This window comes from Anaerotruncus rubiinfantis (genome assembly GCF_900078395.1).
GTDB lineage: Bacteria > Bacillota > Clostridia > Oscillospirales > Ruminococcaceae > Anaerotruncus > Anaerotruncus rubiinfantis.
The window spans coordinates 756,249-782,783 of the sequence record NZ_FKLA01000009.1 but is presented as its reverse complement, the minus strand read 5'-3'; the positions used below and the strand labels follow the sequence as shown (position 1 = coordinate 782,783).

The 26,535-nt window shown below is 56.8% G+C and carries 29 protein-coding genes; 9 read left to right on the top strand and 20 right to left on the bottom strand.

The genetic code is table 11. The annotated features are described in order from the left end of the window. Positions 1–48: 48 nt before the first annotated feature. Positions 49–1,332, bottom strand: a complete 1,284-nt coding sequence (locus BN4275_RS09320) for an urea ABC transporter substrate-binding protein (RefSeq protein WP_202614988.1) — start codon at positions 1,330–1,332, stop codon at positions 49–51. Between the two features lie 308 nt (positions 1,333–1,640). On the opposite strand from BN4275_RS09320, the gene BN4275_RS09315 reads away from it, so the two are divergent. The 4 genes from BN4275_RS09315 to spoVAE all read left to right on the top strand — a co-directional run bounded on the left by BN4275_RS09315 (position 1,641) and on the right by spoVAE (position 4,483). Continuing rightward, positions 1,641–1,880 (top strand): DUF6870 family protein, encoded by a 240-nt coding sequence (locus tag BN4275_RS09315; RefSeq protein WP_066457193.1) that lies wholly within the window; start codon positions 1,641–1,643, stop codon positions 1,878–1,880. Positions 1,881–1,986: 106 nt separating this feature from the next. Further along, a complete protein-coding gene (locus BN4275_RS09310; RefSeq protein ID WP_066457190.1) occupies positions 1,987–3,681 on the top strand; it encodes a recombinase family protein in 1,695 nt (564 codons plus the stop codon). A gap of 17 nt (positions 3,682–3,698) precedes the next feature. Beyond that, positions 3,699–4,118: a beta-ketoacyl-[acyl-carrier-protein] synthase family protein gene (locus BN4275_RS09305; RefSeq protein WP_079988189.1), complete on the top strand. Its 420-nt coding sequence runs from the start codon at positions 3,699–3,701 to the stop codon at positions 4,116–4,118. Next, the gene (gene spoVAE, locus BN4275_RS09300; protein ID WP_066457187.1) at positions 4,118–4,483 is read left to right on the top strand and encodes a stage V sporulation protein AE; all 366 of its coding nucleotides are present in this window, start codon (positions 4,118–4,120) and stop codon (positions 4,481–4,483) included. The genes BN4275_RS09305 and spoVAE overlap by 1 nt, the downstream gene beginning before the upstream one ends. Before the next feature lie 172 nt (positions 4,484–4,655). Here spoVAE and BN4275_RS09295 read toward each other — a convergent pair whose 3' ends face one another. After that, positions 4,656–4,880: a helix-turn-helix domain-containing protein gene (locus tag BN4275_RS09295; protein ID WP_066457185.1), complete on the bottom strand. Its 225-nt coding sequence runs from the start codon at positions 4,878–4,880 to the stop codon at positions 4,656–4,658. Positions 4,881–4,996: 116 nt separating this feature from the next. Continuing rightward, a complete protein-coding gene (locus BN4275_RS09290; protein ID WP_066457183.1) occupies positions 4,997–5,191 on the bottom strand; it encodes a helix-turn-helix domain-containing protein in 195 nt (64 codons plus the stop codon). A gap of 97 nt (positions 5,192–5,288) precedes the next feature. Between BN4275_RS09290 and BN4275_RS09285 the strand changes: the two genes are divergently transcribed. Beyond that, positions 5,289–5,582, top strand: coding sequence for a DUF6809 family protein (locus tag BN4275_RS09285; RefSeq protein ID WP_066457181.1), 294 nt, complete (start codon positions 5,289–5,291; stop codon positions 5,580–5,582). 65 nt (positions 5,583–5,647) lie between these two features. On the opposite strand, the gene BN4275_RS09280 is transcribed toward BN4275_RS09285, so the two are convergent. Then, entirely contained in the window at positions 5,648–6,496 is an 849-nt protein-coding gene (locus BN4275_RS09280) for an NYN domain-containing protein (protein WP_066457178.1), read from the bottom strand. 102 nt (positions 6,497–6,598) lie between these two features. Further along, positions 6,599–7,537 (bottom strand): L-lactate dehydrogenase, encoded by a 939-nt coding sequence (locus BN4275_RS09275; protein ID WP_066457175.1) that lies wholly within the window; start codon positions 7,535–7,537, stop codon positions 6,599–6,601. Between the two features lie 151 nt (positions 7,538–7,688). Between BN4275_RS09275 and BN4275_RS09270 the strand changes: the two genes are divergently transcribed. After that, positions 7,689–8,417 (top strand): LytR/AlgR family response regulator transcription factor, encoded by a 729-nt coding sequence (locus BN4275_RS09270; RefSeq protein ID WP_066457171.1) that lies wholly within the window; start codon positions 7,689–7,691, stop codon positions 8,415–8,417. Next, positions 8,414–9,754, top strand: coding sequence for a sensor histidine kinase (locus BN4275_RS09265; RefSeq protein ID WP_066457168.1), 1,341 nt, complete (start codon positions 8,414–8,416; stop codon positions 9,752–9,754). Before BN4275_RS09270 ends, BN4275_RS09265 begins: the two co-directional genes overlap by 4 nt. Positions 9,755–9,861: 107 nt before the next feature. On the opposite strand, the gene BN4275_RS09260 is transcribed toward BN4275_RS09265, so the two are convergent. Beyond that, entirely contained in the window at positions 9,862–10,041 is a 180-nt protein-coding gene (locus BN4275_RS09260) for a hypothetical protein (protein ID WP_066457165.1), read from the bottom strand. Between the two features lie 9 nt (positions 10,042–10,050). After that, on the bottom strand, positions 10,051–11,397 hold the full coding sequence (locus BN4275_RS09255; protein WP_066457162.1) for a redoxin domain-containing protein: 1,347 nt from the start codon (positions 11,395–11,397) through the stop codon (positions 10,051–10,053). 260 nt (positions 11,398–11,657) lie between these two features. Here BN4275_RS09255 and BN4275_RS09250 point away from each other — a divergent pair, with 260 nt between their 5' ends. After that, entirely contained in the window at positions 11,658–12,680 is a 1,023-nt protein-coding gene (locus BN4275_RS09250) for a CPBP family intramembrane glutamic endopeptidase (RefSeq protein ID WP_066457158.1), read from the top strand. A gap of 8 nt (positions 12,681–12,688) precedes the next feature. Next, positions 12,689–13,141 carry a nucleoside deaminase gene (locus BN4275_RS09245; protein WP_066457156.1) on the top strand — a complete coding sequence of 151 codons (453 nt, stop codon included), beginning with the start codon at positions 12,689–12,691 and terminating at the stop codon, positions 13,139–13,141. A 220-nt stretch (positions 13,142–13,361) separates the two neighbouring features. Here BN4275_RS09245 and BN4275_RS09240 read toward each other — a convergent pair whose 3' ends face one another. From BN4275_RS09240 to BN4275_RS09180, 13 genes are all read right to left on the bottom strand, one after another. Then, positions 13,362–14,417: a nitrilase-related carbon-nitrogen hydrolase gene (locus tag BN4275_RS09240; RefSeq protein WP_066457153.1), complete on the bottom strand. Its 1,056-nt coding sequence runs from the start codon at positions 14,415–14,417 to the stop codon at positions 13,362–13,364. Between the two features lie 5 nt (positions 14,418–14,422). Further along, complete coding sequence (locus BN4275_RS09235; RefSeq protein ID WP_066457150.1) at positions 14,423–15,136, bottom strand: carbon-nitrogen hydrolase family protein; 714 nt, start codon at positions 15,134–15,136, stop codon at positions 14,423–14,425. A 147-nt stretch (positions 15,137–15,283) separates the two neighbouring features. Beyond that, on the bottom strand, positions 15,284–15,682 hold the full coding sequence (locus tag BN4275_RS09230; RefSeq protein ID WP_066457147.1) for a PaaI family thioesterase: 399 nt from the start codon (positions 15,680–15,682) through the stop codon (positions 15,284–15,286). Positions 15,683–15,756: 74 nt separating this feature from the next. Beyond that, a complete protein-coding gene (locus BN4275_RS09225) occupies positions 15,757–16,620 on the bottom strand; it encodes a YitT family protein (protein WP_158572749.1) in 864 nt (287 codons plus the stop codon). Between the two features lie 16 nt (positions 16,621–16,636). Next, positions 16,637–17,590, bottom strand: coding sequence for an L-lactate dehydrogenase (locus BN4275_RS09220; RefSeq protein WP_066457140.1), 954 nt, complete (start codon positions 17,588–17,590; stop codon positions 16,637–16,639). 269 nt (positions 17,591–17,859) lie between these two features. Beyond that, positions 17,860–18,543 (bottom strand): LrgB family protein, encoded by a 684-nt coding sequence (locus BN4275_RS09215; protein ID WP_066457137.1) that lies wholly within the window; start codon positions 18,541–18,543, stop codon positions 17,860–17,862. Beyond that, a complete protein-coding gene (locus tag BN4275_RS09210) occupies positions 18,536–18,910 on the bottom strand; it encodes a CidA/LrgA family protein (protein ID WP_066457135.1) in 375 nt (124 codons plus the stop codon). The genes BN4275_RS09215 and BN4275_RS09210 overlap by 8 nt, the downstream gene beginning before the upstream one ends. Positions 18,911–18,946: 36 nt before the next feature. Next, positions 18,947–22,015, bottom strand: coding sequence for an AAA family ATPase (locus BN4275_RS09205; RefSeq protein ID WP_066457132.1), 3,069 nt, complete (start codon positions 22,013–22,015; stop codon positions 18,947–18,949). After that, the gene (locus BN4275_RS09200) at positions 22,012–23,133 is read right to left on the bottom strand and encodes an exonuclease SbcCD subunit D (protein WP_066457130.1); all 1,122 of its coding nucleotides are present in this window, start codon (positions 23,131–23,133) and stop codon (positions 22,012–22,014) included. Before BN4275_RS09200 ends, BN4275_RS09205 begins: the two co-directional genes overlap by 4 nt. A gap of 93 nt (positions 23,134–23,226) precedes the next feature. Then, complete coding sequence (locus BN4275_RS09195; protein ID WP_066457128.1) at positions 23,227–23,652, bottom strand: DUF3021 family protein; 426 nt, start codon at positions 23,650–23,652, stop codon at positions 23,227–23,229. Positions 23,653–23,665: 13 nt separating this feature from the next. Continuing rightward, a complete protein-coding gene (locus BN4275_RS09190) occupies positions 23,666–24,103 on the bottom strand; it encodes a LytTR family DNA-binding domain-containing protein (RefSeq protein WP_066457126.1) in 438 nt (145 codons plus the stop codon). Between the two features lie 173 nt (positions 24,104–24,276). Next, positions 24,277–24,846, bottom strand: coding sequence for a hydrolase (locus tag BN4275_RS09185; protein ID WP_066457124.1), 570 nt, complete (start codon positions 24,844–24,846; stop codon positions 24,277–24,279). 153 nt (positions 24,847–24,999) lie between these two features. Continuing rightward, the gene (locus tag BN4275_RS09180) at positions 25,000–26,484 is read right to left on the bottom strand and encodes a carbon starvation CstA family protein (protein ID WP_066457121.1); all 1,485 of its coding nucleotides are present in this window, start codon (positions 26,482–26,484) and stop codon (positions 25,000–25,002) included. Positions 26,485–26,535 lie beyond the last annotated feature (51 nt).

Genomic DNA, 26,535 nt, shown 5'->3' with positions numbered 1-26,535 from the left:
CCGGCCTTCCCGGTTATAAAACGATATCGGTCCAGTTACGCAGGGTCATCACGGGGTGAACTGCGTGTTGGGGGATTCCTTGGTCAGATCGACGCCTTTTTCCTTCTCGAGCCAATCCGGCACGATCTGGTCATATTTCTGTTTGAAGCTGATATTGTGGTTTTCATCCGAATAGACGATCCAGATATCCATGATCGCATGGTGGGTAGGGCCATAAATGGTGACCAGTCCCGCCGGGCCGTCATAGGAAACGCCGGATTCGAGCGCCGCGATAACCGCTTCGGTTTCGGTGGTGCCGGCCTTTTTGACCGCTTCCGCGTAGAGCATCATACCGGTGTACTGCGCCGCGGCTTCCATGCCAACGTACGGCTCATCCGGATAGAGCTCATGGAACCGCTTGACGAAATCGACCGCAGCCGGGGTGTCAAGCTCTTCGACGAACTGCGCGGTGACATACATGTTGGCGCATGCCGGCGGATCGAAGCGTTTGTGCTCATAGCCCTGGGCGATGTTGATGGTGGTAGCGATCGGCACATCCATGCCGGCGGTGGCCCACTGGCCATAGAAGGAAGACTGGGTGACGCCGGTCAAAAGGACGACCAGGACGTCCGGGTCAGCCTTCTGGATCTTGTCAATCGAGGAGGAGAACTGCGAAACCGACAGCGGCAGGAATTCCTCGCCGACGATCTCTCCGCCGTACTGCTCGGTTGCCTTCTTTACCCACTGTGCGGTGAGCTGGCCGAAGTTGTAGTCCGCGGCGATCGTGTAGACACGCGGGCCAAAGTTCTCGATCATGTACTCCATCAGCGGCATGACCTGGTGCTCCGGAATCGCGCCGGTACAGAAGGTGTAATGGCTTGCGACGCCGCCTTCATACTGGTTGTTATAGAAGTAGAGCATCTTGTTCTCTTCCATAATCGGGCGGACCGCTTCGCGGGATGCGCTCGAGAATCCGCCCATAATCACGTCGACCTGGTCGTCGAGGATCAGTTTGCGGGCCATCTCCTGATAGCGCTGGTTGTCACTCTGGCAGTCCGGAGCGATCAGCTCGAGCTGACGTCCCAAAAGGCCGCCCGCCTCATTGAGTTCTTTGATGGCGAGCTCCATCGCATGGGTCTTATAGGTTCCGCAAAGGGAAAAGTCTCCGGAAAGGTCTTCCAGCATACCAATCTTGATGGGGCCTTCCTCCGACTGCGCGGGAGCGGCGCTGTCAGCGCCTGCCGATGCGGCTGGAGCCGTGGAAGAAGCGGGAGCTGTGCTGCTCTGTCCGCAGCCGGCGATCATGGCGCAGACGAGAAGTGCCGCGAGAACCGATCTTACTGCTTTTTTCATTTTTCATTTCCCTCCTAATTGGCTGGTTTACAACATTTCATCGGGGGCACCCGGCAAATCCGCCGGACGCCAGCGACGATCTTGTGTTTTCAGTATAGGGGAATCGTTTTGAAAAGGAAATGAAGTATTTTTACGAGATACCCCGAAAAATTTTATGTTTACGCGCCCCATTATGAAAAATTGCAGAACATTTTGCCGCCCATTTAGGAGATTTTCCTCCTGTGAAGATCCCCTGGAACCGTTTTGTCCAAGGCTGACTAAACGCCTGCAAAACCGTTCAAACTATCCTGAGAACAGGAGGATGTCCCATGAAAAATGAACCTTTCGGCGGCCCGCCCGCCCGCGAGCTGCCAGAACTTTCCGACCTCGCGGTTGACCAAAGCCTTCCCTGTCCCGAACGGATCGCCCGGTTTGTCGGACAGGCCGGAGACCCTTACCGTTATCGGTGCGGCCCGGTGTCCGTCGGCCTGGAATTTCTGCCGGACGGCCCCTCGCTGCAGGAGCGGATGGAGGGCTTTCTGATTGCCAAAAAGCAAAATCTGGAATGATTGGAATAACCTGCGGCTGGCGGCGCGGCGGCCGTGCGTGGTATAATGTCCGAGTAGGACCTTTCTCTGCACGCAGGCTGTTTCCAATCAGGAAAGGAGACCGGAAATGGCCCGTAAAAGCAGATTTACCGAACAAACGATAGCCGCCTGTGCGGCAAAGCGCTGGCAGGCCGCGCTCTACATCCGGCTTTCGCGGGAAGACGGCGACAAAGAGGAAAGCGACAGCGTTCAAAATCAGCGCAGCCTTCTGCGCGCCTATCTGGAAAACGAACCGGAACTCACGCTCGCGGATGTCTATGTGGATGACGGTTACACCGGCACCAATTTCGACCGTCCGGGCTTTTCGCGCATGATGGAGAAGATCCGCCAGAAGCAAATCAACTGCGTCATTGTCAAAGATCTCTCCCGTTTTGGCCGAAATTACATTGAGGTTGGCAAATACATTGAACAGATTTTCCCCTTCCTCGACGTGCGGTTCATCTCGGTGGGCGACATGCTTGACAGCTATAAAAACCCACAGGCGATGAACAATCTGATTGTCCCGTTCAAAAACATCATCAATGACGAATACTGCCGCGACATCTCCAACAAGGTGCGATCTTCGCTCGACATGAAGCGCAAGCGCGGGGATTTTATTGGTTCCTTCGCCTGTTACGGCTACCGCAAGGACCCGGACAACAAAAACCGCCTGTTGGCCGACGAACCCGCCGCGCAAACCGTCCGCGATATCTACCGGTGGTTCCTCGGCGGGATGAGTATCCTCGGCATCACTCGTAAGCTCAACTCCCTCGGTGTGCCGAGCCCCGCAGCCTATAAACAGCTGGCCGGGCTTAACTACCACAGCCCCTCAAACGCCCGCGGCGGCGCGCTCTGGCATGACCGCACCGTCCGGCGCATCCTGCAAAACCAGATGTACATCGGCAATCTTGTGCAGGGAGTCAACCGGGTGCGCAGCTACAAAGTGCAGAAGGCGGCCGGAGTTCCACAGGAGGATTGGATCGTGGTGGAAAACACCCATGAGCCGATTGTGGAACGGGCTGATTTCGATAAGGCGCAGAACCTGCTTGGCCGCGACACCCGCACCGCGCCCGGAAGCGATCAGCTCTCGCTTTTTTCCGGTTTCCTGCGCTGTGCCGACTGCAACAGGGCGATGGTCAAAAAGCGGATTTCCCAGCCCTGCCGCGACTACATCTATTACCATTGCGCCGCCTACAAAAAGACCGCCGGGTCCGCCTGCACCCGGCACACCATCCGCGCCGACGAGCTTGAAACGGCAGTGCTCCAGTCAATCCAGAAACAGGTTGAACTCGCGGTTGAGATGGATCAGCTCATTGACGCAATCAACCGTTCGCCTGGCGGCAAACGGCAGTCCGGCCGCTTGGAGGCAGCGCTCGCGGATGCCCGCCGGGAGCTTGCCCGCATGGAAGCAATCAAGCAGTCGCTTTATGAGGACTGGAAAGCCGGGGACATCACCCGGGAGGAATACCACGCCATGAAGCCAGATTATCAGGCGCGGGCAGGCCAGCTTTCCGAAGCCGTCTCCCGGCTCGAACAGGAGCAGCGGCAGGCTTCAAACGGACTGGATTCGCAAAACACCTTTCTGAAAAGTTTCCTGCGGCACCGCAATATCCAAACGCTCACCCGCGAAATCCTTGTGGAACTGGTCGATTGTATCCTCGTCCATGAGGGCAAACAAATCACCATCCGTTTCAAATTCACCGACGAATATCAAAAAGCATCCGATTACATCCGGGAAAACCATCCCGGACTGCTGCCGGGCGGTCACGACAAAACCGCCTGAACCACGATTGTCCTATTATGACAGCGGCCCCTGCCGCTGCGCAGACCATAACCCGATTCTTCCAGGATACCGGCACGAATGCAGAAAATTTTGACCTCATTATCACCGGTGACCTCGGCAAGGTGGGAACCAAAATCCTGCGGGAACTCACCCTCAAAGACGGTTACAATCTGGAGCACGCGCATACCGACTGCGGCCTGATGCTTTACGACCTGGAAAAACAGGATGTCCATGCCGGCGGCAGCGGCTGCGGCTGCTCGGCTTCGGTCATGTGCGGGCACATTCTCCCGCTCATGCGCCAGGGCAGGCTCAATAACGTCCTGTTTATCGCAACCGGCGCGCTGCTCAGCCCGACTGTCATCCAACAGGGGGAAAGCATCGCCTCCATCGCGCATCTTGTCTACCTCTCAACCCAAAAGACGGGAGGTGTGCTTTAATGGATATTTTTATTCCTCTGCTAAAAGCGTTCCTCGTGGGCGGCGTACTCTGCGCCATCGGCCAGATCTTCATCGATTACACCAAGCTCACTCCAGCCCGCATCCTGACCGGCTATGTGGTCACGGGCGTGATCCTCGGCGGAATCGGGCTCTATCCCAAGCTTGTTGAATTCGCAGGCGCGGGCGCTTCGGTCCCGCTGCTCGGTTTTGGAAATCTGCTTGCCAAAGGCGTGCGGGAAGCGATCCAAAAAGATGGCCTGCTCGGCGTACTCACCGGTGGACTCACCGCTTCCGCCGCCGGGATTGCCGCCGCGCTGTTCTTTTCTTTGATTTGTGCGTTGCTGTCAAAGCCAAAAGAGAAATGACGCGCGTTTCGCCGCGCGCACGATTTACGCCCTCCGAGCGCTCGGGATTGCTCCGCAGGGTTCCTTTCTTGCTTGTCCAAGAAAGGAACCAAAGAAAGACACGCGGGGACACCCCGCGGCCCCGTGCGCGCGATATCGAAATAGAAAGGCCGCCGGCGAAGCCGGCGGCCTTTTAAATAAACAGTTCCTCATATGGAACTTTTAGCGCATTTTTCAAAGCTTTAATCTCCCATGCGTAGATATGACGCTGACCAACTTCAATCTTTGCCAGCGCGCTTCGCGTAATATCGCAATCATTCGTTTGAAGTTTAGATGCCAGTTGTTCCTGCGTCATTTTCTTGCTTTCCCGAAGTTTTCGAAGGTTTGCCCCAAACAATTTATCATATTCAGACTGCATATCAACACCCCTTTGCACCTATTTTAGTGCAATTTACATATTGGTATTAACAGCTTTTCATGATATTATCGCACTATTTCTAGTGCAATAATAAAATTTAAAAACAAGCGGCCTTCTTAATCTTCTACACCCAGGATATATCCCACGGAAACATGATAGATTTCCGAAAGCTTAATTAAAATGTCCGTCGGAATATCCCGTTGACCAAGTTCATAATTGCTGTAAACCTGCTGAGAGCAATTTAACATCTGTGCGATTTGTTTTTGCGTTAAGTCTGCATCTTCTCTTAAATCTTTAATCCTTTGATACATAATCATCACCCAATACACTATACAATACCGCAAATTGCGGTATTGACTTCTACTGCAAATTGCAGTAGAATAAGTAAAAATATTGGGAGATGATTTTATGCGTTCCACCATTGAAGAGCTGTACTACGGCAATCTCAATCCGAGTGTAAAACTGATCAGACCGCAAACGGCATACGCGCGCAAGGTTGAGCGGATGTCCGACTGCGAGACCAAGCTGATGGAGCTGCTCGACGGCAAAGAGCTGTCGCTCTTTGCCGACTTCAGCGCGCTTTACAATGAAATCGACGCGGAAGGGTCGCTCGAAGCGTTCGTGAATGGGTTTCGTCTGGGCGCACGGCTGGCGTTTGAGGCACTGGACAGCAGCGACGGATGCCTTGCGGACATTGTTTAAAATTTAACCATGGGACCCGGGCACGCGCAGGGCGCAAAAGCGTGCATTTGCGGCGCAACGCAAAGTCACTTCATCTTGACATAGATGAGTTTCACGCTGCTGTCATGGGTACGTACGCTTTTAATATCAAACATGTCGAGCGATTCAACAAACGGGGTGAGCTTGTTAAAACCGAAGTTGCGCACATCGAAGTCCGGATAGCGTTTAACGAGCAGGTTTCCGATGGTGCCGATGAACATCCAGTCATCCTCGTCCGAATTCTCGGTAACGATGGTGCGGATCGCCGCTTTGACCGTATCGAGGTCGGTCATCTCCTTTTCTTCCTGCTTGGCAGGCGGCGCGACCCGAACCGGTTCCGCCGGTTCCGCAGATTTGAAGCGGGCGGCCTTTTCCACTTTTTCCGGCTTTTCGGGCTGTACCTTCATGGGAGGCTTTTCTGCCGCAGGTTTCTGTTTTGGCTGTTTCTGGGCGGTAGCCGTTTCGTAGAGGATGTCAAGATACTTAAACCGGTTGCAGGCGGCAATGAAAGGCTTGGGGGTTTTGCGCTCGCCCATACCCACCACTTCCATGGCGGATTCACGCAGCCGCGCTGCAAGCCGGGTGAAATCACTGTCCGACGAAACAATGCAGAAGCCATCCACCTTGTCTGTATAGAGAATATCCATTGCGTCGATAATGAGTGAGGAGTCGGTGGAATTTTTGCCGACCGTATAGCCATACTGCTGGATCGGAGTGATCGAATTGTCAAGCAGCACGTTCTTCCACGAGTTGAGCGCGGGCTTGGTCCAATCGCCGTAGATACGCTTGTAGGTGGCGATCCCGTCGTTTGAAATCTCGTCGAGGATGATCTTGATATACTTGTCCGAAATATTGTCCGCGTCAATCAAAACCGCAAATTTCTTGTCGCTGGCCATAAATGGTCACTTCCTGTCTGTTTGGTTGCTGCTGTGAGCACGCATCTCATAGGCACAGTATAACATATTCCCCGGTCGAAGGCGAACCTTTTTTGTTGCAGGTCAGTCGAGCGTCTCGAGCACCGACTTGAGCGTATCGGCCGAATGCCGCAGCGCGGCCTGCTCGGTCGCGCTCAACGGAAAGTCGAGAATCCGCTTCACACCGCTGCGCCCAACGATTGCGGGCAGGCCCAGGCAGAGTCCGTGCAGTCCGTAATGCCCGTCCACCAGACTCGAAACCGGCAGAACCGAATTTTCATCCCGGACGATTGCCTCACAGATGCGCTGGATGGCGGCCGCGACCGCATAAAAGGTCGCGCCCTTGCGCTCGATGATCTGGTAGGCGCTGTTTTTGACATCCTCGTAGATCTCGTTCATGCAGGAGAGGTCCTCGCAGACGCCGAAGCTTTTGCAGAAATCGGCAAGATCGATGCCCGATACATTCGCGGAAGACCAAACCGGCAGCTCGGTGTCGCCGTGTTCCCCAATGATGAAGGCGTGGATGTTGCGCGGATCGACCCCAAGCTTTCCGCCGAGCAGGTATTTGAGCCGGGCAGTGTCGAGCACGGTACCCGATCCGATCACCCGGTTTGCCGGGAAACCGGAAAGCCGCAGGGTGATTTGGGTGAGGATATCGACCGGGTTGGTCACCACCAGGAGGATCGCGTCGGTATTATGACGGACAAGTTCCGGAATGATCTGGCCGAAAATTTTCGCATTTTTCCGCACCAGGTCGATGCGGGTCTCGCCCGGCGCCTGGTTCGCGCCTGCCGCCAAAATGATCATCCCGCAGTCCGCGAGGTCCGGATAGTCCCCGGCATACACCTCTACCGGACGCACAAACGGCACGCTGTGCGCGATGTCCATCGCTTCTCCCTCGGCCTTTTTCCGGTTCACGTCGAGCAGTACCAGTTCGGAAAAAAGCCCGCTTTTCACCAAGGTATAGGCTGTTGTCGCGCCGACTGCCCCGCAGCCGATAATCCCGCATTTTTGCAGATTCATGTAAAATGCTCCTTTCAAAAGTTCCTTTTGCCATTATCATGCCCATTTGTCCGCGCGAATTGAAGCAATCCGCGGGCAGGGCTGTTCATCCGGTAGATTTTGTGCTAAAATATTTTCAAATATGGTATCCTGTTTTTGGAGGTTCTTCCAGATGCTTCATATCGTGCTCTGCGATGACGATCCCGCGATCATCTCCCGGTATAAGGAACTGCTTGCACAGCTTGCGGAAAAACACCGCATGGAATATAAGCTCAGCTGTTTTGGGAATGCGGAACAGCTGCTTTTTGCGTTGGACGATATCCAGTTTGGGGTGGACATCCTGTATCTCGATGTGCAGATGGATAGGCTCAACGGCATCGAAGCCGCCAAAAAGCTGCGGTCGTCCGGCTGCCGCGCGCAGATCATCTTCCTGACCAACGCACGCGAATACGTCTTTGAAAGCTTCGACGTTTCACCGCTGCAGTACCTGCTCAAAGGCGACACCTCCATCGAAAAGTTTGAGGAGGTTTTCCTGCGGGCAGCCAGCCTTTCCAGGCAGGAATCCGCCGAGCTGTTCGACTGTGAGCGCGGCGCCGAACGCATGGCCATCCCCATTCGGGAAATCACCTATTTTGAAGTCACCAAACGAATCGTCACCGTTCATTACGACGGAGGCACCTTCGATTTCTATTCGAGTATGAGCGAACTGGAGGGACGGCTTCTGCCGCGCGGCTTTGTGCGCACCCACCGCGCGTTTCTGGTAAACCTGGCGCGCATCCGGCGGCTTGGGCAGGAGGACATCCTGCTGACCTCCGGAGAAACGGTCCCGCTGGGACGCACCCACATCAAAAATGTTAAGGAAGTGCTCTCCCGCTTCCTGTCCACAGGAGGCGGATTATGAAACCGGGCCTCTTTCTGCTTTATGGACTGCTGCTTTGCGGTTTTTTGACCCTCAACCTATTGATCAACGGCTATGTTCAGAATTGCCTGCCCACCCAGAAAAAACGGCCGGCGCTGCTTTTGGGCCTCGCGTTTGTCAACATTGTCACGCTTGGGGTCTTCCTCTGGCTGGATCTCGCCATCTTTTTCATCTATGTGATCTTTACCGTCCTGCTTGCCGCCGATTATTTCTTCCTGCTGCGCACCGGCTTTCCGTCCCTGTTGTTGCTTGCGTGCGGCTACGGGCCATTCCTTCTGCTGTGCGCGCATGGGGTTCTGATCCCACTGTTCGCACTGGTTCGCGGGACGACCATGTATGACGTGGTGAATGACAATCTTTCTTATGATGTCTCGCTGCTGCTGGCGCTGCTGGTCTGCATCCTCCTGCTTTGCCTGATCGGGAAATGGATGCCGTATGAACGCATCCACCTGCTCTTTCGCTGCACAGACCAGCGCCGGCTGGTCTGTACCTGCCTGTACCTGTTGTTCGGTTATCTGCTGCTCGAAAGCTATGTCTATGCGGATCGATTTTCCGGCATCTGGATCCCGTGGTTCCATCTCATCACCAGTGTGATCTCCATGGCGGCTTTCCTGATGGTGTTCTGGTATGCGGTGGATGTCAGCTCCTATATCGAGTACGAGCTCAAAACCCGCCAGACGGAGAAACAGCTCCAGCGCCAGGTGGTCCATTACCAGCAATACACCAAATATGTGAATGATCTGCGCGCCTTCAAGCACGACTACCGCCATATGGTGCAGACCGCCCGTGCACTTTTGCGCGCAGGCGCGGACCAGAAGGCGCTCGATCTGCTCGGACAGATGGATGACGAGATGGAAAGCTCGCTGCGATACACCCGCTATGCAAACCACGTGGTGGTCGACGCGATCCTGCAGGAATGCGCTGGGCGATGCCGGGAGAAAGGGATCGATTTCTCGGCGCTGGTAAACCTGCCGGAACGCATCGGGCTTGGAGATCTCGAACTCTGCCGGATCTTCGGCAACCTGGTGGACAACGCTTATGAGGCCTGTGAAAAATGTGAAGCACAGAACCGTTTCATCAAGTTGGACAGCGTGGTGAGTCCCGATTGGATCACCGTGCAGATCCGCAACACCTTTTCCGGCAAAATCGAACTGCAGGACGGGCTGCCGCTCACCGATAAGCAGGACCCTTCCCAGCACGGGGTGGGGCTTTCCTCCACCCGGCAGCTCATTGAAAGCACCGGCGGCTTTATGCAAATCGAAATCGATCCGGCCGGGATTTTTACCGTGAAGCTGCATTTCTGCGCGGCCACCGGTTAATTTGGGCTGCTTCGGACAGGCTGATGCAATTGGGAACAAAATTTATGCAATTCGGAACAATTTTTGACATAAAGCCACTCAGATTGGGTATACTACAGTCAAGGAAATCAACCAAGGGTTTCTTTACTGAAATAGGCAATCGCTTTGTTCATCAACCCATAGATCGTTTCCCTTTCGATTGTCACATGGGTGCTGTCAAAGTTCCAAACCACCGTTTCGTCCGGATAGCGAAACGGTGGTTCCTTTTTATCCGGAAAATCAGCGTGGAACGGCAAAAACCGTTCCACGCTGCCGTTTTATCCCTGCGCGGGCACAGCCTCCAGCGTCTGGTCAATGATATTCTGCATGATCTCCTTGCTGAGCGCGCCGGGGACATATCCATAGATGTTGCCATCCCGGTCGATCATGAAGGTGGTTGGGAACGCATTGATCATATAATCCCCGAATACCTTTCCGGTTTCATCCATCACGGTCGGAAATGTATAGCCGTTGTCGGTGAGGAACTGTTTGACTTCTTCGACCGTCACATCCTGATTGTGCGGGAAGCTGTCGGTCTTGGGGTTGGCAACGCCCAAAAATACCACATCCTCCTGGTTCATGCCCAATTCATTGTAAAGCTCCTCAATATGAGGCATCTCCTGCCGGCAAGGAGGGCACCAGGTTGCCCAGAAGTTCAAAAACACCACTTTCCCCTTGTAATCCGAAAGGGTGTGGGTATTGCCATACTGGTCGGTCAGCGTGAAATCGAACGCCGGGAAGGCTTCCGGCTCCGGTTCGGAAGCCGGAGCCACGCCCGAGGCGCCGGAGGGCGCCGGCACCGGTTCGGCGGATTCACTGGACGCAGCGGATTCGGACGGCGCAGGCTGCGGCGGTTCCACCGCCTGCGAGGAGGACGCCTGCGGGACATTGACGCCGCCAAAGGAATTGAGGTAGCTGCTGATACCATTCATCCAACCGGTAAAGGTCATGATCCCAATGAGGATCAGGATCACGCCTCCCGCCTTGATGGTATATTTCATCAGTTTGCGGTTGCGTTCCAGGAAGGTGAGCGCCTGCGCGGTGAACAGTCCCAAAAGTAAAAATGGGATGACAAACCCGGCCGCGTAGACCAGCACGAGCAGATTGCCCACCAGCGCGGATTTTGCACCTGACGCGAGGATCAGCACGGATGAAAGCGCCGGACCCACACAGGGCGTCCAGGCGAAACTGAAGGTGAATCCCATGACAAAGGCCATAACCGGACTGACCTTTTTGCCCGCAAGATTCAGATGGAACCGCCGTTCCCGCTGCAAAAATTTCAGTTCAAAGAAGCCGATCTGCACCAGGCCCAGCAGCAGGATAATGACGCCTCCGATGCGGGTGAGGAGGGTTTTATGCCCGCCCAAAAACTGCCCAAGCGCCGAAAACGACATTCCCAGCAGAAAGAAGGCAAACGAAATTCCGAGCACAAAACAGACAGTATGCCAAAGTGTGCGGCCGCGGGCATAGACTGGCTGCCCATCCGGGCCTTTTTCCGCGCTGCCCGCCAGATAGCTTACATAAACTGGTATCAGCGGAATCACGCATGGGGAGAAAAAAGACAGGAGGCCTTCCGCGAATACGAGCAGAAAGCTGATGTTCTGGGTGGATACAAGGTTGGCCATTTCTTTGCCTCCTTCAAATTTATATGCTGTTCTAGTTAAAAGTTAGCAAACTATACCAATAAAGTCAAGATTAATTCATTGCGATGTTGTTTCCAATTTGTAAATTGTGCGCCTACGCAAGCAGGAAAACCGAATTTGTGATATAATAAACGCATAATAAGCGCAAAGCGATTCGGCTGCGGTCGTGATATGCTGCAAATATAAGAACACATTTTCCGCCGTTTCCGCGGCTTACGATAAATTGGGAGAAGGAAACTGCCATGTACCAAAACATTCCGCAAAATTATGGAAATCCCAACAGCTGCCCGGACGAAGCGCAGCAGCGCGCCGCCGCCCAAAAAGCCGCGTGCATTTCCGCTTTCAAAATGCAATGCGGTCTGCTCGCGCTGACTGTGATTCTCAGCGTCCTGCTGCTTTATATCCTGCAAACTTTCGCCTCCTGGCTTATCCTCGATGTGCTGTGGGGCCGGAATCTGCCGGTGTCGCTTGATCTCATCAATGAGCTGTTCACCACCCTGCTTTATCTTGTGGCATTTTTGTTTCCATTTTTGCTCTATGCAAAACTGGTGCGTTACCACACTTGGGAAATCCCCCGCGACCCGCCATATCCACCCGTGCTCGCCGCCGTCACCGGGATATCGCTCGGGCTTTCTGTAATCGGCGTGATTTCCTCGATGGTCCTCTCGCTTTTTTTCTCGATCTTCGGTCTTTTCCCAATGGATATCGCTTTTTCTTTCCCGCAGGACCCGCTTGCCGGTCTGCTGATGATTGTCAACACCACTGCTGTACCCGCGCTGATCGAGGAATTCACCCAGCGCGGCATTGTGCTGGGTTCTTTACGGCGATACGGAGACCGTTTTGCAATCGTTGTTTCAGCATTGCTCTTCTCACTTTTGCACCGCAACATGGTGCAGATTCCGAATGCTTTTCTGCTTGGGCTGGCGCTCGGCTATTTCGTGGTCAAAACCAATTCGATCTGGACGGGCATCGCGATCCATTTTGTCAACAACTTGCTGGCAATCCTGATAACCCTTGCCACGCAGAATCTGTATGCGCCCATTGCCGGCATTTTGCAGATCGCCCTGTTTTTCTTTTATGTGGTGTTTGCCGCGTTTGGGCTGGTGTATCTGGTCGGCATCCGGCGGGCAGACCTTTCTGTGCCAAAAAGCCGCTGCCCGCTGCGCGATCTGCAGTTGCTCGGGAAATTCTTCACCCACTTCCCGGTTGTCATGATGCTGCTGCTCTTCGCATGGGTGATTTTTTTAAACTTTTCGAGGCTTTGAGGTGGATTATGCACGACGACACGTATTATATGGGCCTTGCGCTTGAATTGGCGCAGGAGGCGGCCAATATCGGGGAGGTGCCTGTAGGCGCGGTCGCCGTCTGGGACGGCGAAGTGGTCGGCACAGGCATGAACCGCCGGGAAACTGGAAAAAATGCTCTTGCACACGCCGAACTGGAAGCAATCGACATGGCCTGCCGGGCGCTTGGCGGCTGGCGGCTGCATAAATGCGATCTCTATGTGACGCTCGAGCCCTGCCCGATGTGCGCGGGCGCGATCATAAACGCGCGCATCCGGCGGCTCATATTCGGCGCTTCCGATCCCAAAGCCGGTTGCTTCGGTTCGGTGAGCGATTTTGCCGCTCTGCCATTCAACCACAAGCCGGAAGTGATAGGCGGCGTACGGCGTGAGGAATGCGCGGCGGCGCTTACCGCATTTTTCCAAAAATTGCGCAAAAACTGACTTATCTTGTCTTTCGGATACAATATATTGTGCCTGTTCATAGATTGTTCACCATTTAAAAAGCCACCCATGTTATAATTGTTTTCAGAAACTTTGCGTTTCTAAGTTAATCCCCCTCCTTATTTTATCTCCAGTCATTTCACTTTTAAGCGGACCGTTTGGTTCGTTTTTTTTTGCGTAAAAAAGCGGACGGATGCATTTGCGTCCGTCCGCCTTTTTCTTATTCTGTTTCTCCCAGCGGCGGCGTCCCACAGTAGCGGTAGCTGTGCAGATAATCCCCCCGCAAAAATTCCGGATTCGGCCCGCTTTCGGTAAAAACGTGCTCGAGCTTCTCGAGATTTACTCGCGCCGTCACCGTCTGCGGCTCGGTATCCGCGGCACAGGCGACAAATCCATCCCGGCCGGGTGTAATCCCCACCGGCGCAAAGATTCCGGCCAGCGCGGTGGTATGTTCCCGCGTGCCGGTCAGGCAGGAATAAACCGTATAAAGGTTCTGTTCGTCCGCGCGGCAGCGCAGCAGATCCCGCGTGACCCCTTCGCGGGAGTCAGGCGCCGCAATGATCTTCGCCCCGCGCGCCCGGGCAATTTTCACACATTCAAAATAATAGTTGTCCGAGCCGATTACAACGCTGATATCACCCATCGGTGTGGGGATCGTCTCGATCACGTCGCACGGTGTGACGCCAAGCGCCTTATCAAATCCCACCGCGCTCACCTTCTCCTGCGCGCCGGCCGGTTCTCCGTCCGGGCCGAACACCACGCAGCGGTTGCGCAGTTGGCCGTCCTCATAAAACAGGCATGTGCCCGCTACAAGATAGATCCGCAGCAGCCGCGCGATCGCGCTGAAGGTATACATATAGGTTTCATAAAGGAAGTGGTGAAAGGTTTCGGCGAGCAGCCGCACCTTTTCCGGTGCGAGCTTCACGCCCGAAAGACCCACCTTGTTTTCCCCATCCAGCACCCATTCGATGATCTTTTCATAATTGGGCAGCATCGTGCCCGCCAGCAGCCCCACATATTCTGGAAAGACAACCAGCTGTGCCCCGTTTTCAGCGGCTTCTTTTGCAAGATCATACATCTGCCCGGCATAGTCTTTGAGGTTCTGGTATTTGCGCACCGAAAGCTGCACCGCCGAAACCCGAACCGCTTCCGGTGCGACAAACGCGGTATTCTGCTGTTCCCGGCGGCCCTTCGCCTCCAGAATCCGGTCGATCTTTTTCGGCGTGACCTGAAAGGACATGAGAAACGACAGGATATCAAGCCAGGTCTTATTCATCCCGCTCACCTCCCCAACTCCGCGGCATAGTTCTGAACCAACCGGGTGTTGATGTTCTCCATGATCTGAAAACCGCTGCGCACATCGTCCAGCCGCGTGAGATTCAGCCCGAAGCGCATCGGGAACGCCCCGGTGCGGCGTACGAGGTAACCGTCCCGCGCGCGGGTAATCGGCGCCGGACAGGCCACCGAGCCGCCCTTTGCGGAAAGGTTCACCACATAGAGATTGTTGCTCTGCGCGGCGTTCCAGATCGAACGCATCTGGCGTTCGGGGGTATCCTCCGCCGGGTCGAGGTGCTGGATCGACAGGACCACATCCGCGCCTTTGAGCGCGGCGGCGCGCACCGTCTGCGGATGATAGATGTCCGCGTCAACACAGAGATAGAAATTCCCAAGTTCGGTATGGGTTACCGCCACCTCGCTGCCGGTGGCATAACGGCCTTCCTGCGGCAGCGAAAGATGCAGTGCGGGCTGACGGCAGAGAGGCCTTCCTTTCGGGTCGATGAGACAGAGACAAAGATTGTCCCGGTGCACAAACAGGCCGCTCACCAGATGCACCTTGCAGGCGGCGGCATAGGCGGCGCAGCGGCTGAGATATTTGCCGACCTCCTGTTCCGCTCCGCCGCCGTCATGAATTTCCTCATCGGCAAACAGAACCAGCTTCGCGTCGCCGGAGGGCGCGTGAAACGGCGTGACGATTTCAGTCATAAAATGCTCCAATCCGAGCACCTCCCCGTGAGCCGGTCATCCGGCCCTCTATATCAGTTCATGCGCGACCGCGCACGAAGAATCATAAAAATATGATACCACAAGCAGCGCTTCCCGACAAGTAAAAACGCCCCGCAACCGGGGCGTTGGGATTGGAACTTATTGGGCATGGGGGCCCGACAGGCAATAGGTCAGGCTGACCCGCGCGATTTCACGGCCATCGTCAGCGTCAATGCACACCTCATAGAAGCTGATCTGCCTGCCGCGCTTCACTTCCCTGGCTTTTGCCGTGAGATATTGGGTATCCCCGGCCGGGCGCAGATATTTAATCGCACTTTCCACGGTGACCACCTGGGTGCCGCAGCAGACCGCGGCATTTGCTCCCGCTGTATCCGCCAGCGAGAACAGCGCCCCGCCATGCACAATCCCCGCCGGGTTCTTGCAGGCGTCCGTCACCCGCATACGCACTGTGGCCGCACCCTTTCTGCATTCCACGAGCTCGATGCCGAGCAGCCGGTTGAAGCCGGTATTGAAAACCTCCGGTGCTGTCCAGTCCATCGGGATTCCCCTTCCTTCCGCAATACACGCGCGCCGGCTGGCTGTCCGGTGCGCGGTTGCCTGTTTTTATCTGCTCACGGCGCAATCTTCTGAAATCCCTCGCCGAGTACCTCGGTCGCCTCGCTCACGATGATAAAGGCCGAAGGGTCGATCTGAAGCACGATTTTGCGCAGTTGGGTGATCTGCTGTTTTTTGATCACGGTCATCAGGATATTTTTTTCGGTCTTGGTGTACATCCCCTCGCCGCCAATTTTGGTCACGCCGCGCGGCGAATTCTCGAGCAGCGTCTTTGCAATCTCATCCGGGTGGTCGGTGATGATGTAACAAAGTTTCGCATAGTCGAGGCCCGCGATAATCAGGTCGCTGACCTTGGCCGAAGCGAAGATGACAATCAGCGCGCGCAGGACGTTTTCCGCGTCCCCGAGCACAAAACTGCCGCAGACCACCACCAGCCCGTCGAGCACCGCCAGGATATTGGCAAGTGAAACGCCTGGGAAGAGCGGCATCATCACCCGTGCGAGCAGCTCGGTGCCGCCGCTGGAGACATAGTAGCGGCAGAAAAGCCCGATCCCGATTCCCTGCGCCACGCCGCCGTAAAGCGCCGCCATCAGTGGGTTATCGGTGGGCGGCGGCAGGAAGGCCAGGAAATCAATGAAAAAGCCAAGCACCGCCGTGGTCAGAAAACACCGCAGGATAAACGCGAGCCCCTGCGAACGCAGCCCCAAAAGCAAAATCGGCAGATTGAGCAGGATACTCACCAGACCAACGCCCAAACCGGTCAGGATATTCACCAGCGTCGCCGCGCCGGTCACGCCGCCCGCCACAATCCCATTTGGCACAAGGAACAGGTCGAGCGCCAGCGCATAGGAAAAGCACCCCACCACCATGAAAAGATACCGCTTGATCTCCATCTTCCAGTCGATCCCGGAAAGCTTCATTGCTGATCCTCCGTTTTTAAAACGCCATTGCTGCCTCATAAGCATTGCGCAGAGCCTGGCAGGAAGCCGCAAAATCGGCCCGTTCGGCGTCGCTCATCCTGATTTCAACGATCCCGCTGACCCCATCTCGTCCAATGATCGCGGGAACGCCCGCATAGACGTCCTTCTGGCCGTATTGCCCTTCGAGCAGCACCGAAACCGGCAGGATCTTGCGTTCGTCATGGTAAATGGTCTTGATAATCTCAGCTGCTGTGATCCCCACCCCGAATTCGGTACAGCCCTTGCCGTCCAGAACAGTCATCCCGCAGCGGCGGGTCAGAGCCGCCACCGCCGTCAGGTCGATGCGGCCAAAGCTGTCCGGGTTTTCCGCCATCAGTTCGAGCAGCGGCTTTCCACCCACCGAGATGTTCGACCAGGGAACCATCTGGCTTTCGCCGTGCTCGCCCATGACATAAGCGTGGATCGATTTTGAGTCGACCATCAGCGAACGGGAGAGAATCCTGCGCAGTCGCGCCGAATCGAGCGCCGTGCCCGTTGCAAGCACCCGACCGGCAGGAAAGCCGCTCATCTTCTGCAGATAATGCGCCAGCACGTCACAGGGATTGGAAAGCACAAGGAAAATCCCATCAAAACCGGAGTCGACGACCGGTCCGACAATCTGCTTCATCACGCCGACCGCCTGCGCCAGCATATCCGCGCGGGGCTGTCCGGACCTGGGGCGCGGGCCCGTGCAGACCACCACAATATCCGCGTCACGGCAGGCTGTATAATCCCCGCTCGTCACACGGATGTGGTGCGGCAGATAGGCGGCGGCATCGGCCAGATCGGTGGCTTGCGCGAGCGCTTTGGGTTTGTCCGTATCGATCATGACAAGCTCATCGCATTCGCCCATTGTGATAAGCGAAAGCGCGCAATGCGAACCCACATGACCGGCACCGATGATTGCAACCTTGCGAGTCTGAAACGCCATAGTACCCTCTTTCCGGCCGCCATTGGCCTGTCAAATTTTCCGGGCCCTCGGGAAATGGTCTCCGGGCCGTATTCATACGTCCGTTTCATTTTAATGTAACGCTTCGCCAATGTAAAGCTGTTTTCTGTCGACTGTTCCCGGTTGTCCTGACTTTCTGGGTTTTATACAAAATTATGTGGGATTTATCCTGAATCATCTCTGTCGCTCTTTCCCAAAACGCAAGAAAAGGAAAGCCCGCGGGCCTTCCCTTCCGTATAATCCATATTCTGTCAAAAGGGCAGCACCAGCGACCATGTCACCGTGAGAAGCCCTGCCACGCCGATGGCGATCCCGCTCATCGCGCCCTGAACCTCCCCGAGTTCGATCGCCTTGGAGGTGCCGATCGCGTGGCTGGCCGTGCCGATCGCCACGCCCGCCGCCACCGGATTTTCTATTTTGAACAGCTTGATCAAAATGGGGGACAGGCAGGCCCCGATAATCCCGGTGAAGATGACCGCCGCCACTGTCACGGCGGCGATCCCGCCGCCTGCAACCGAAAGTTCCATCGCAATCGGCGTGGTGACCGATTTCGGAAGCATCGAAGCAGTCAGCGTTTCATCCAGCCCAAACCATTTGCAGAGAAAATAAGCGCTGGCCATCGAGGTGAGCGACCCCGCCAGGCATCCGGCCATGATCGGCAAAAAGTTGCGTTTGAGCACCTCGATCTCCCGGTAGATCGAAGATGCGAGCACCGCCGTCGCGGGCGGCAGCAGCATCGAAATGACCGAACCGCCCGCGCTGAACTGCTCGTAGGAGAGCGGCGTCAGGCCAATGAGCAGGATCACCAGCGAGATTGCGATGAGCAGCGGATTGGCGAGCGGGGTTTTCAGCCTGCGGTTGACCCAAAGCCCGATTTTAAAAGTGAAGATGCACAATGCGATGCCGCAAAGCGGGCTCGAAAGGATTTCAGCCATCCGTCTCCACCGCCTTTCCCCGTTTTTGCAGCCGGATCACACCCAGCACGGTGAATGCCGTCACCACAAAGGTGAGCAGCGTCGTGATAAGGCAGATTGCCGCAAGCTTCAGGATATGTTCCCGCACGAACGCATATTGCTCGAGGATTCCCACCCCGGATGGAATAAACAGAATCGCCATATTTTTTAATAAAAAATCCGAGCTTTCCCCCAGCTGCACGGGTTTCACCGCACCGGTGAGCAGCAGCAAAAACAGAATCACCATCGCGGCCACGCTCGCGGGAAACGGAAACGGCAGCAGCGCCGAAACCACATTGCCCGCAAGGCAGACCGCAAAAATGATTCCCAGTTGTGTCAGTATCTTCATCTTTTTTCCCCAGTCCTTTTCAAAATTGCATCCCGGTCAGGCGTGCAGCACCAGCCGGCTCCCCGCCCGTTCCTTGACCACCTCGATCGAGGCGTCGATATTCTCCCGCAGCGCCGCCACGTGGGAGATGATTCCCACCAACCTGCGCGATCCGCGCACCGAGGCAAGCACATCGAGCGCGTCCGCGATCGAACCCGGATCGAGCGAACCGAACCCCTCGTCGATGAACATCGCGTCCATACGGATACCGCCCGACTGGGATTGTACCACAGCGGACAGCCCCAGCGCAAGGGACAGCGAAACCAAAAATTTCTCCCCGCCGGAAAGCCCCGCCACTGGACGGCGCTTGCCCGCATGCGCATCAAGCACCTCCAGGTCGAGCCCGGCCTTGCGGGAGCGGCCGCTCCCTTCGAGCGTTCGGTAAAGCTGATAGCGGCCGCCGTGCACGTTTTTGAGCAGCCGGTTGGCCTCGGCGGTGATCGACGAAAGCATCACGCCCAACACATACCGCCGCAGGCTTACCCCGCTGTCCCCGCGCAGAAGCTTACCAAACCCGGAAAGCCGGTCATAGACCGCGCGCTTTTCGACAAGCGCCTTGCCGCGTTTTTCAAGCGCGGCAAGCGTCCCAGCGATCCGCTCGCATTCCTGCTGCTGTTCGCCCCATTTAAAATCAAGCGTTTCCTTTTCCGTTTCCCGCGATTTCAGATCTCGCCGCATTGCCGCGAGATCGGGGGGCTCCTGTCCATCGAGTTGTCCCGCGAGCTCCCGCAGGCGGCCCTGCGCCGCTTCCCACTGCATCCGCTCCCGCCGCAGATGTGTTTCGCGCGCCTGCCGCTGCGGTTCCGGGATCGCCGCCTCATAGACCTCCCGCACGTCGGAAAATCCCTCGTTTTCGAGCATCTCCCGCAGGCGTTCCTGTTCCGCTTTCTGTTCCTTCAGCGTCTCGCCGGCCTGCGCGCGCAGATGCCGGGCGGCTTCCTCTGCGCGCGCCAGCTCCTGTGCGGCCTGCGAATGCGCATGTCCAGCCCGCTCATAAAATTGGTCGAATTCCGCAATGTTTTTCGAAAGCGTCTCAATCCGGCCGCACAGCCCGGGAAGATCCCCGGCCGCCGCGTCCCGCTGGGACAAAAGCGCCTGGTACTGTGCCGCCGTCCGTTCTTTCTGCTGGACGGCCTGCGTCAATGCCTGCCGCAGCGGCTCCGACCGCTCTGCCAGTTTCGCGAGCGCTTCCTCCGCCATTTGCAGCTTTTGGGAAAGCGCCGCGCGTTCTGCGTCCTGTTCCAGCGCATTTTCCAGTTCCTGCCGCGCGGCGGCGTGTTCTTTTGGATCATACGGCGGCAGCTTTTCCATCTCCCTGCCGAGCACAAAGAGGGCTTCCCTTTGCTGGGAAAGGCGCGCGGCCGTCCCAGCAAAGCGCGCCTCACAATCCGCAAGTGCCCGGCGCGCCGCCTGCACCTGCTCCCCGAATTTTTCGAGCGCGGCCCGGGAAGGCCCGTTTTCCGCTGACCGGTGCGGCGCCGGATGGTGCGGGCTGCCGCAGACCGGGCAGGGCGCGCCCTCCCCAAGCGACTGTGCAAGCCGGCCAGCCGCGTCGTCCAAATAGCGGCGGCTGCAGGCGGCATATTCCGCCTCTGCCTGCTCAAGCGCACATTGGCAAGCGTCCCTCTGTGCCTGAAGGGCCGCGCTTTCCGCCTCATCCCGCGCAAGCTGTTCCATCTGCGCGGCGCGCCGCTCCAAAAATTCCCGCGCGCGTTCCCGCGCGGCGAGCGTCTCCCTCAGGGCCGGAAGCTTTGCTGTAAACGCTTCAAAGAGCCGCGCGCGTTCCTGCGCAAGACCGTCCCGCCGGCGTGTGGCTTCCTCCAGCGCCGCCTGCTGTTCGCGCGCGGCGCCATCCGCCGCTTCCCAAAATTCCTGCGCCTGCTTTGCCGCCGCCTTTGCGCCTTCGAGCTTTTCATAACTTTCCCGAAGCGCCGAGAGTTTCGCAAGCTCCGCTTTTGCCTGTTCGTTTTGCGGCCGCGAAATTTCCAGCTTTGACAGCCTTTCCTGTGCGGCGTCCCGCGCCGCCTGGGCCCGTGCAAGTTCCTGCGCCGCCTCTTCGGCCGCCGCTTCACACCGGCAAGCCTTCTCGCGGCAGGCATTTTGCCGCTCGCATGCCGGGATCAGCCGCGCCGCCGCCAAAGCAAGCGCAAGCTTGCGCGCTTCCTCCTCGTAAAGAGGGCGGTTCTTTTCAAAAGTATCCACCACCGCCCGTTTTTCTTTTTGCTCGGAAAACAGCCGGTCAGCCTGTACCGCTCTTTCAAGCGCCTCCCGCCGCAGAGAGAGCTCCTTCGCAAGCGCTTCACGCGCCGAGCGCATCTCTCCAAGCGCGCGCTCCACACCGGCAAGCCGGACGGCGAGCTCCTCCGTGTCCGCGCAGCCAAATCCCTCCAGAGCGGCCTTCATCGAGAGCTGTTCCGCGTCGATTTTCTGACGCATCAGGTTCGCCTTTGCGCAGAGCCGTTCCGCAATCTGCTGCCAGCGTTCGGCATGGAACAGGCTCACGAGCACCGCTTCCTTTTCATCCGACCGCGCGACCAACAGTTTTTCAAACTGGCCCTGCGGCAGGATCATAACCTGGCAGAACTGCTCATAGGAAAGGCCGATCAATTCCTGCGCTTTGCCCTCCACATCCCGCAGGCGCGGATTTTCAAAAAACGGCGCGAAGTTCCCCTCTCCGTCGAGGAACCAGGCCTGCTGTTCCGGCAGGTATTCGAGCGCGCCGGAACGTTTTTTGCGCACCTTCAGCGACCGCGCAAACCGGTATCGCCGGTCGCGCAGATCGAAAATATATTCCACCCTTGTGACCGCGCTGTCCGGCGCGGTCAGGCACCGCATCGCCGCGAGGTCCGGCGCGGTCAGGCACCGCATCGCCGCGAGGTCGCCGCGCGCGCCTCCGCTGCTGCGGCCGTAGAGCGCGTAGGTCATCGCATCCAGGATAACCGTCTTTCCAGCGCCGGTCTCCCCGTGGATGAGCACCAGCCCCCCGGGCATAAACCGCCCAAAATCGACCTGCTGCTTTTCCACATACGGTCCAAACGCCTCAAAGGTGATCGAAACCGGGATCACTGCGCCACCTCCCCTTCGGTTTCCCGCGCCGCCTCATCGAACCACGCGAGTTGTTCCTCGTCCGGGGCCTCGCCAGCCACCTCGGTGCAGAACCGGGTCACCAGCTCGCGCGGACCCATATGCGAAAGTTCCTCCACCGTAAGGCTTCCGGCATTCTCCTCCATCTGTGCCGCCCTGCCGGTCAAGAGCAGCAGATTTGGATAAATTTCCCGAAACAGTTCCAGTTTTTCGAGTCCCGCGTAACAGTCGGTCAACTCGATTTTAAGATAGTCTTCCCGCCTTTCGTCCAGCTGCGCCGCCTCGTATACCCGGTCGAACTCTCCCGACAGCACCCGCAGCATCCGCCGGGGCGCGACCAGGACTTCCCGCACCGAACCGTCGTCCGTGTCGAAGATGGTGAAGGACTTTTCCTGCCCCGCCTCCGAAAAGGAATAGGCAAGCGGAGAACCGCTGTAACGGGCCGCGCCGAACTGCTGCGCGCGGTGCAGGTGTCCCAGCGCGACATAATCAAACCCTTCAAAAACCGACGGGTCGACCTGGCTCGCACCGCCGACCGCGGCGGCGCGGTCGCTCTCCGACACCTCAGCCCCGCAAGCAAAGCAGTGCGCGGCCAGAATGTTGCACCGGTCCGGCAAAAAACGGTCCCGCATCCGCTTCGTCACGGCGGCCATCGCGTCCGAATAGCCGCGGATCTGTTCCTGCGGATAGAGATACCGCGCCTCTTCGGTATTAAAGTACGGCAGCAGAAAAAACGCCGCGCTGCCGATGACAACCGGCTCCACCGGATCGGTCAATCTGCCCGAGACATAGAGTCCGGCCTCCCGCAGAAGTACCGAACAGGATGCGAGCCGCGCCGCGCCGTCATGGTTGCCGGCGATCACCAGAACCGGCACGCGGCAGTCCCGGCAGAGCGCGACCATCGCGTCGTTGTAAAGTCCGATCGTCTCCGGCCGTGCAACCGCATGGTCAAACAGGTCGCCAGCGGCAACGACCGCGTCTATTTTTTCCGCCCGCACCGTTTCGATGAGCCGGGCAACCATCTCCCGCTGGTCTTCAAGCAGCGGCACGCCATGTAATGCGATGCCCAGATGCCAGTCGGAGGTATGCAGGATGCGCATGCGAAAATCTCCTCTTTTTTCAGATTCTGTTTGCTTTTCGTTCATTATAGCGGAAAACGGGCCGGGATACAAATATCCCGGCCCGTTTTAAATTCAACCCTGCTTATACTGCATGAGCTTCTCATTGAGCTGGCCGCGCAGTTCCCGGTAATAGAGATAAAACCCGGTGAACGCCGCCGCATAAAACACCGCAAAGATCCCAGTGAAAACGACGGCGCTTTGGAATGTGGCCGCCGAAACCCAGCCAAAGCCAAAAGCCATAGCTGCCATGATCACATAGTTACAGAGGATATGCAGCACAAAATCCCGTCTGGAAAACGGCTTATTCTCCGGAAAAAAGCCCAGATGCGTGATGGTCAGCAGCACCGCCGCGAGAAAGATCTGCCAGAGCAGCACGGTCGGCAGGCTGCCGGCACGCCCCCAGATGAGATCCCAGAACATCATGATAAACACCCCCGCCGCAAAATACATAAGCATCAGCGGTTTAAAAGCGATTGCCCAGTTTATCAGTTTACTCACAAAAAAACCTCCCTTAAAGTCCCAGCTTCTCCTTGAGCATGGGCACGTATTGGCGTGAAACCATCAGGCGTTCCCCGTTTTCCAAAACGACCTCGATCTTGCCGCCCAGCATCGGGTTGAGCATCCGGATGCGGGACAGATTTACAATGACCGACTTGGATGCGCGGAAGAAATCCCCATGGCACAGCTTACCCTCCAGCTCGTAGAGGCGCAGCGGCGTCTCGCACACCCGGTCGGCGGTGTAAAGAAAGGTGCGTTTGTCAACGCTTTCAAAGTAATAGATCTCGTCCGGTTCAAAGACGAAGGTACGCCCTTCCGAAATACCCGAAAGCTTGTGATCCAGCGCCCGCAGCGCCGCGACAATCCGCAAAAGCCCTTCGTCCATTTCCCTGCAGGTGATTTTCACCTCAGGTTCCGCGCAGGCCGCATCCTGCTCTATGGTGATCTTCATAAATCCCCTCCTCCCAGCAGGTGTTATCATCATCAAACAGATCTGTTCTGTCTTTAGGATACGGGTTCTTTCCCGCCCGGTCAACCTTTCCACCACCATCCTGCCCAAAACCGCCTCCAAGATGCAAAAACACCCCGGATGCAAAAGCATCCGGGGTGTTTGCCGCTTTCGGTTCAGATTCCATCAATCACGCCGATGAGGCTGCGCATCGCGTCGATCGTGCGCTGGATAAGGTCGTCGAGCTCCCATCCAAGCAACTCGGCGCCTTTTTCAATCACGTCGCGGGAACAGCCCGCCGCAAACTTTTTGTCCTTGAATTTCTTCTTGACCGATTTGAGCTCGAGGTCGCTCACGCTTTTCGACGGACGCATGATCGCAACCGCGCCGATCAGCCCGGTGAGCTCGTCGGTCGCGTAAAGGACCTTCTCCATGATATGCTCCGGCTTCAGGTCCACCGTAATTCCCCAGCCGTGGCTTGCGCAGGCACGGATGAGCTTCTCGTCAAGGCCCGCCTCCCGCATCAGCTCCTGGCCCTTGATACAGTGCTCCTGGGGAAACTGCTCGAAGTCGAGGTCGTGCAGAAGCCCCGCGACCGTCCAGAAAATCAGGTTGTCCGGATCATATTCCTTTGCAAAATAGGCCATCACGCCCGAAACGATCGCCGCGTGGCGCAGGTGGAACGGTTCCTGATTATACTGTTCCAGCAGTTCCTGGGCCTGTGCAATGCTTGGCAGATAAGACATTTTGGAGTCCCTTCCCTTCTTGAAATTTATTCTGGAAAGTATCATAGCACAAACCCCGCCCGAAGAAAAGGCCCGCCGCGGAAAAAGGAAACAGCACCGTCCATATGGACGGTGCTGTTTCCTTTTTATCAAATGGGATTGGGAAAGGGAATCCTATGCCGCTGCAGCGGTGTCTTTTTTGCTCAGTACGGTGGTTTTGAGGAATATGGCGAGGAAAATTGCCGCGATCACCGCACCGATGCCATAGGCCAGCCCAAGCTGTCCGGCCCGCATCAGCCCGAGGCATTCGGGGGCTGCGAGGAAATAGGTGGCGCTGACCGCCGACATAAAGGTCGCCGGGATGGCCGCCATCCAGTAGGCCTTCTTCTGCTGCCACAGATAGACCGCCGCCGCCCACAGGGCGATCATGGCCAGGGTCTGGTTCGACCAGGAGAAGTACCTCCAGACAATTGCGTAATCGACGAAGCCGCCTACGATCGCGCCGAACGCGAGCACCGGGATAGTAAGTGCGAGACGCTGCTTGATCGGATGCTGGTCGATCTTAAACCAGTCCGCGACGGTGAGCCGCGCGGAACGGAATGCCGTATCACCCGAAGAGATCGGGCAGGCGATGACGCCGATCATGGCAAGCACGCCGCCGACCGGGCCAAGGATCGACATACAGGTGTTGTAGACCACGCCGTTCGGGCCAATATTCGGGTCATTGAGCATTGCAGACAGCCCGCCGGTGGAATTGTAGACGCAGACGCCGGCCGCTGCCCACACCATGGCGATGACGCCTTCCGCAACCATCGCGCCGTAGAAAATCTTGCGGCCGCCCTTCTCGGATTTGAGGCAGCGCGCCATCAGCGGGGACTGGGTCGCATGGAAGCCGGAAATTGCGCCGCAGGCCACCGTGATGAACATAAACGGCCAGATCGGCATATCGGACGGATGCAGATTTGCAAAATTGTCCCACAGTTCCGGCATATGGATGGTGAGCGCGGTTTCGCCAAATCCGCCGAAGCCGGTGATATTATAGATCACAAGCCCCATTCCGACGCCGACTGCCATAATGATGAGGCAGGCGCCAAAAAACGGGTAAATCTTGCCGATGAGCTTGTCGATCGGCAAGAGGGTCGCCAGGAAGTAATAGATCAGCACGACGACAAGCCAGAAATTTTTGTCGAGTGATTCCGGCGTGAGCATTGCGAGCAGAGCCGACGGACCGACCGCAAAAACTGTTCCGACCATGAGCAGCAGGAAGGTAGAGAACACGCGCATGACCTGTTTCATACCGCCGCCAAGGTAGGTGCCGACGATCTCCGAGATGCTCCCGCCGCGGTTGCGCATCGAAAGCATGCCGGTCATGTAGTCATGCACGGCGCCCGCGAAGATGGTTCCGAACACGATCCAGAGGTAAACGACCGGGCCCCACAGGGCGCCCATCAAAGCGCCGGTGATCGGGCCGAGCCCCGCGATATTGAGCAGCTGGATGAGGAAAATACGCTTGTTGCCCATCGGGACGTAGTCGACGCCATCCGCCAGAGAAACTGCAGGCGTCTCGCGGTCATCCGGACCGAACACTTTTTCCACGACCTTGCCATAGGTCATAAATCCCACGATCAGCAATACGATACAAAGGACAAAGGTAATCATTCTAACGCCTCCTCTTCTTTCTCAAAAGGGCCGCCTCCCGGCCCTTTTTTA